The sequence below is a fragment of the Mycolicibacterium chlorophenolicum genome (assembly GCF_001044235.1).
GTDB lineage: Bacteria > Actinomycetota > Actinomycetes > Mycobacteriales > Mycobacteriaceae > Mycobacterium > Mycobacterium chlorophenolicum.
This window is the reverse complement of the sequence record NZ_JYNL01000037.1, coordinates 1-4,986: the sequence shown is the minus strand read 5'-3', so window position 1 is coordinate 4,986 and position 4,986 is coordinate 1. Positions and strand designations below refer to the sequence as shown.

Annotated in this window: 5 protein-coding genes and 1 pseudogene; 2 read left to right on the top strand and 4 right to left on the bottom strand. The window is 66.2% G+C overall.

Annotated features, from left to right (window positions below; genetic code table 11):
* Nucleotides 1-83 precede the first annotated feature (83 nt).
* The 3 genes and pseudogenes from MCHLDSM_RS39440 to MCHLDSM_RS17410 form a co-directional block, all read right to left on the bottom strand.
* Nucleotides 84-155, bottom strand: a pseudogene (locus tag MCHLDSM_RS39440) (NrdH-redoxin); the annotation flags it as partial.
* Between the two features lie 598 nt (nucleotides 156-753).
* On the bottom strand, nucleotides 754-2,394 hold the full coding sequence (locus MCHLDSM_RS17415; RefSeq protein WP_013470239.1) for a ParB/RepB/Spo0J family partition protein: 1,641 nt from the start codon (nucleotides 2,392-2,394) through the stop codon (nucleotides 754-756).
* Between the two features lie 312 nt (nucleotides 2,395-2,706).
* Nucleotides 2,707-3,741 (bottom strand): DUF932 domain-containing protein, encoded by a 1,035-nt coding sequence (locus tag MCHLDSM_RS17410; RefSeq protein WP_011767748.1) that lies wholly within the window; start codon nucleotides 3,739-3,741, stop codon nucleotides 2,707-2,709.
* Between the two features lie 331 nt (nucleotides 3,742-4,072).
* Between MCHLDSM_RS17410 and MCHLDSM_RS38495 the strand changes: the two genes are divergently transcribed.
* Nucleotides 4,073-4,240, top strand: coding sequence for a hypothetical protein (locus MCHLDSM_RS38495; protein WP_168440125.1), 168 nt, complete (start codon nucleotides 4,073-4,075; stop codon nucleotides 4,238-4,240).
* A gap of 26 nt (nucleotides 4,241-4,266) precedes the next feature.
* Here the strand turns inward: MCHLDSM_RS38495 and MCHLDSM_RS39435 are convergent, their stop codons facing one another.
* Nucleotides 4,267-4,473, bottom strand: a complete 207-nt coding sequence (locus MCHLDSM_RS39435) for a hypothetical protein (protein ID WP_234714084.1) — start codon at nucleotides 4,471-4,473, stop codon at nucleotides 4,267-4,269.
* A 102-nt stretch (nucleotides 4,474-4,575) separates the two neighbouring features.
* Between MCHLDSM_RS39435 and MCHLDSM_RS39430 the strand changes: the two genes are divergently transcribed.
* A complete protein-coding gene (locus MCHLDSM_RS39430; protein WP_234714083.1) occupies nucleotides 4,576-4,764 on the top strand; it encodes a hypothetical protein in 189 nt (62 codons plus the stop codon).
* Nucleotides 4,765-4,986 lie beyond the last annotated feature (222 nt).

Below are 4,986 nucleotides of genomic sequence, written 5' to 3'. Positions count from 1 at the left end.
CGACAGGGTGGATAACAGTCAGACTCGTCACCCAACACCGGTCAACCAAATGTGCCTTAGACGGAAGCGGACGCGCAGATAACTTTGTCCAATGCGCGGAAGGTCGCGTTGCATTGCACACAGGCGGGCTTTGTGTAGACGGTGATGGCGGTCATTTCTCACTCCTTAAGGGTTGTCACGAATTGCTGTTATCTATTTCGATTATATCGGCATTTCGGCGTGTCAGGCAACATTTATCGGGCTATTTGTGGGTAAGCTGTGACCTTTTTTGACCGGGCGAAAACCAGCGCGTAATTACGCTGAAGGCCACCCGTTCGGCCGGTATGGCTCTGGCCGGTATCGGACCCTCGAATCGGTCGTAACATGCGTCCGCACAATCCTGTTCAGCTGTGGTGCTGCCTGTTCTTTGGCGCTTTCTCGCATCAATGTCATGGCCGGCGTAGGGCCCAGCGCAGTGCACAGGTCCCGGACGGAAAGTTTTCCCCGTGAGCGTCTTTTGCGAGCGGATTCGTGGAAAAGTTTCCGGGCCGTTAGGCCGTATCCGTGGCCTTGCGCGGAGCGGGCCGCCGGCCACAATTGAGAAAAGAGAAAGCGGTCAGAAAAATAATTCAGTAGCGCCGTCAGGCGCTTCCGCTGCACTGGTCGCGGCGATGTCGATTTCGTGGATGAAATGCGCGACCATGGTCCTGCTGATGGCGGTCCCGAGCGGGAGGTGGGACCGGCGCTGACCGGCCCCACCTCCCGACGCGGGGGCTAGTCGTCCTCGGCGGGCTCGGACTGCTCGGTCAGCGAGTCATAGAGTGCATCTGCGGTTTGCTCGCCGAGGATGACGCGCTCAATGTCGGCCAGCGGGTAGCCGTTGTCGGCCAGGAAGCGCAGCAGCTCGGCGGCTCCGACGTAGTGGCCCCAGCCGCTGCCTCGCCAGGCGTCCTTGCCGGTACGGGCTTCCAGTGCACCGAGCACCAGCGCCAGCGTGATCACCTGGGCGCGTCCGTCGCCGGTGGCGGGCAGCTCGGCCACCATCTTCGTCACTGCTGTCGAGTCGCTGGCCCCGAGCAGCTCGGCGCTGATCTGCCCGCCGTGGTGTTCCTCGATCAGGCGCACGTCGCGGGTGAGGCAGCTCGCCACGAACATCGCCGCACCCTTGGGGGCGGTCTTGCGGGCGAGGATCTTGTCGGTGATGAACTGGCGACGCACCTGCTGGGCGGCTTCGCCGAGCTTGTTGAGCGCGATGACCTTGCGCCGCTCGCGGCGCGCCGCTTCGGCTGCTGCGGCCTCCCGCGCTTCGGCGTCCTGGTCGCTGGAGTCATCGGCGTGGTGGTCGCTGTCCTCGCGGGCGAGGGCTTCCACGCGCTTAGCCAGTGAGTCGCACAAGACCAGTCCGGCGGCGGCGTAGTCGGTGCACAACCAATCTGCCTCCCACACAACCACTTCGGTGACCGAGCTGGGGTCGCGCTTGCCCTCGGCAACCGTGGCGCTGAATCGAGCGTGCCAGTCGATGTCGTGGGCGTCGACCGGTTCGCCGGTCTCGGTGTCGACGTAGCCTTCGACTTCGGTCAGGCAGACCGCCCAGTGTGCAGGGTCGGTGACATGCTCGTCGGTGGCAGCCTCGCCCTCGGGGGTGCGCAGGTAGCGCAGTTCCACGCAGGTCGTGTCCCCGTAGGCGGGGAAGTCCTCGACCACGGTGTATCCCTGCTCGGTGTAGCTGGCGGCAGCTTCCTGGTAGGCCTGTTGGGCGGCGCGGTCCTGGCGGATTTCGGCGACCCGATGCTCGAATCGGTTGGTTCCGGCCACTTCGAGCAGACGCATGATGGCGTCGGGGTCGTCATCGAACTCGCTGAGCACTGCGGCCTCTGACAGCGACAGTTGCCCCGCGTCGAGTGCCTCCATCGCGGCCTGTGATCCGGCGGCGGTGGCCACGGATTTGACCGTGTCGCGCCCGATGGACAGCTTTTTGGCGACCTTGGTCACGGAGGCTCCGGCGTCGAGCATCTGCTGGATGCCGCGTGCCCGCTGGGCCTCGGTGAGTTCGCGGCGTCGGTCGTTCTCCACGATCTGCTCGGAGACCCGTTCGACCACCTGGGCCTTGTCGTCGGTCGCACCGGCTGGGCGCACGTAGACCGGGACGCTGGTCAGACCAGCCTCGCGTGCGGCGAGGGTGCGTCGCTGTCCGGCGCGCACCCGCACCACGCCGTCGTGTCCGCGCACCGCTGCGATGGGGTTGAGCACGCCGTGCTCTTTGATGCTGGCGACGAAATCAGCGTCGAGTGCGGCGTCGTCGCGGACGTTGGTTTCCAGCTCCAACGTGTGCGGGTCGAGGTGTTCGAGGGTGCCTACCGCTGCGACCTGTGCGTTGGTGTCGTTGTCGGTGACGGTGGTGGTGTTCTCGCTCATGGTGATGGTGACCTTTCATCGATGGGGTGAGTGGGCGGTGGCCGCCCGTTCTTTTTGCCTTCTGGCACTGAAGATTTGGGCCGCCGGCCATAATCGAAAGCCAGAAGGCAAATAAACTAGCGCCGGGGCCCGCAGGGACCCGGTGTCAGCAGCGCCGCAGGCGCTTCCGCCTGTGCAGTTCCCCGATGGCATCGGTGCGGGTCGGTCAAGCCGTGGCCGTCGTGCCCGATGTTCCTGCATGGCAGTGCCTTTCGGGATCGTGGGGGATGGGGTGGTCTGGCCCGCGCGGGGCGGGCCAGACCACCCCAGGGGTTAGAGGGTTTGCAGCATCCGGAAGGCGTTGGTCTTCAGGGTCTGAGCGGTGCTGCCGCCGGTGACTGCGCGCAGGGCCCGCACCGACTGCGGATCTCCTGCGGCGCGGACCTTGCTGTAGTGGTCGACGTACTCGGTGACCGCGTTGTAGGCCGCCCACCGGGTGCCGGCGATCGGGGCGACGGTGGGGCTGGACACCCACAGTTTGACGATCGCGTTGGCGGTGTCGCGGCGGTTGCGGGCCGTGGTCTTGGACTCGGCGCCGTCGACGTCGACGAGCTCGCCGGCGAAGCGGCGCATCTGGTCGAGGTCCATGGGCGCGGCGTAGAGGGCGGCTGCTTCCTGCTCGAACGCCTCGACGTAGCGCCAGCTCAACTTGAGTGCTCGTCGGGCCTCCTGCAAGGCGACGGCGGCCCCGCCGGTGTGGCTGATGCCGAAGCTGGCCGCCGCGCGTGCGATGGCCGCGCTTTGGGTGTTGGCGCACACGATGCGCACCGGCGTCACCAGGAAGCGGAACTTGCTGGACCCGTCGTGAGAGTTCAGCGCGGCCAGGTAGAAGTCGGTGCGGTCCTTGGTGCCGTCGATTCCGTCGAACACCATGGATTCGGGCAGCCTCATGGTCACGAACGTTTCGCGCCCGCCGCGTAGCGCCCCGGCCGTCTCGTAGACCGCACCGCTTTCTCCGGTGAGCGCGTCGAGCAGGTCACACGATGCTTCGTTTTGCATCGGCTCGTACTTGTTGCCGACCACGCCGAGCACGTCGAGGGCTCCGGTGATGGGGTTGGTGCGCACGGTGGCCCACTGGTCGGGCACTGCCAGCGGGGCGGGTGTGGTGACACCGGTTTCGCTGATCACCGGCTCCTGGGGGACAACCAGCGCCATTTTGCGGACGTTCCAGTTGGCCAGGTGGGCGGCGTACAGAGCCTCGCGGGCGGTCATAGCGTGGCCGACCTGCTGGCCGAGTTGGTGCCAGGCGTCGGTACGCGAGTCGGCGAAGCTGACTTTGCCTGCAGTCTGATCGAGTTCGTGAGCCATGGTGGGTTCCTTTCGGGAGGTGAGTGGGCGGTGGCCGCCCGTTCTTTTTGCCTTCTGGCACTGGAGATTTGGGCCGGTAGAGGGCCGTGGAGTGCAAAGGTCCGGGCGGGGCAGGTCCCGGGTGAGCGCAGCGNGTGGGGGAGCTGCCCCGAGCCTGTGGGCCCGCAGCGCAGCGGAGGCCGTGGCCTTGCGCGGAGCGGACCGCCGGCCACAATCGGAGGGCCAGAAAGGCAAAATTCGGGGTCGGCGGGCCCGCAGGGGCCGGCGAATCAACTGCAGCGCCGCCAGGCGCTTCCGCTGTGGATATGCACCGCGCCGGTAGCCTGGGTTGATGTCGTCGTGTGAGAGTGCGCTGGTCGATGCGTTGACGCGGCCCGTCGAGGGGCCGGTGTCGGCGCCGGTGCTGACCTGGGTGGTCACCGGCGCGTGGCCGCGCCCGGTGATGCCGTTCGACACCGCCTATGCGCAGCCGGCCTGGTCGGACTCGCTGGGGCTGTAGCTGGCTACCCCCGTAGTGGGTGGGTGTCAGAACAGTGCGACATCGCCGGCCGCCACCTCGGCGAACCAGCGCTCGAAGTGGGGTCTGGCCTTGTCCGCAACGACGGCCGGGCAGGCGACATAGAACCGCTCTGCCCATGGCGGCGTCTCACCGCGGCGCAGCGCGATGCTGCGTGCGATGCCGTCGTTGCCGGTGTGCAGCTGCCCGGGCATGCCCAGTAGTGCGGCTGCCATCTCGGCGCGAGATCCACGATCGAGCAGACGCACTGACCGGGCGATGACCGGCCTGGTTCCGGTCCCGCGAACCTTGGCTACCCGGCGCACTTCGTAGATCGCGTGCTCGGTGTCGTCGAGGCGGCGGTGGAAGAGGTCAAGGACATCGGTCAGACCAGCAGCAGCAACATCTTCGTAGAGGCGGCCAGTCGGGCGCAGGGTTTGCTTGTCGTTGATACAGACCGCGACGTGTTCGATGAACAGGGCCAGCGCTCCGGCTGCGGGATCAGCGGCGTAACGCTGCAGCGTTGACTGCACGCCTCGTGCCGAACTGATCGCGAAAGGGCAATAGCTGCAGGCACTTTTGAGCCATCGGCTGCCCGTGAGGTTGTAGACAAAGGTGTCGCAGTCAGCTCTCGTCCATCCCCATTGGATCGACCGCTGTGGGTTCAGGATTTCTGAAGGGTCAGATCGACGAACTCAGGGCAGAACTTCGCTTCGGAGCATACGCGGGCCGTGCGCCGAGTTATTGCA

Excerpts from the sequence above, each read along its gene's own strand:
- MCHLDSM_RS17410 (WP_011767748.1), bottom strand. The coding sequence starts at position 3,741 with ATGGCTCACGAACTCGATCAGACTGCAGGCAAAGTCAGCTTCGCCGAC.
- MCHLDSM_RS39435 (WP_234714084.1), bottom strand. The coding sequence starts at position 4,473 with ATGGCAGCCGCACTACTGGGCATGCCCGGGCAGCTGCACACCGGCAAC.
- MCHLDSM_RS17415 (WP_013470239.1), bottom strand. The coding sequence starts at position 2,394 with ATGAGCGAGAACACCACCACCGTCACCGACAACGACACCAACGCACAG.
- MCHLDSM_RS38495 (WP_168440125.1), top strand. The coding sequence starts at position 4,073 with ATGTCGTCGTGTGAGAGTGCGCTGGTCGATGCGTTGACGCGGCCCGTC.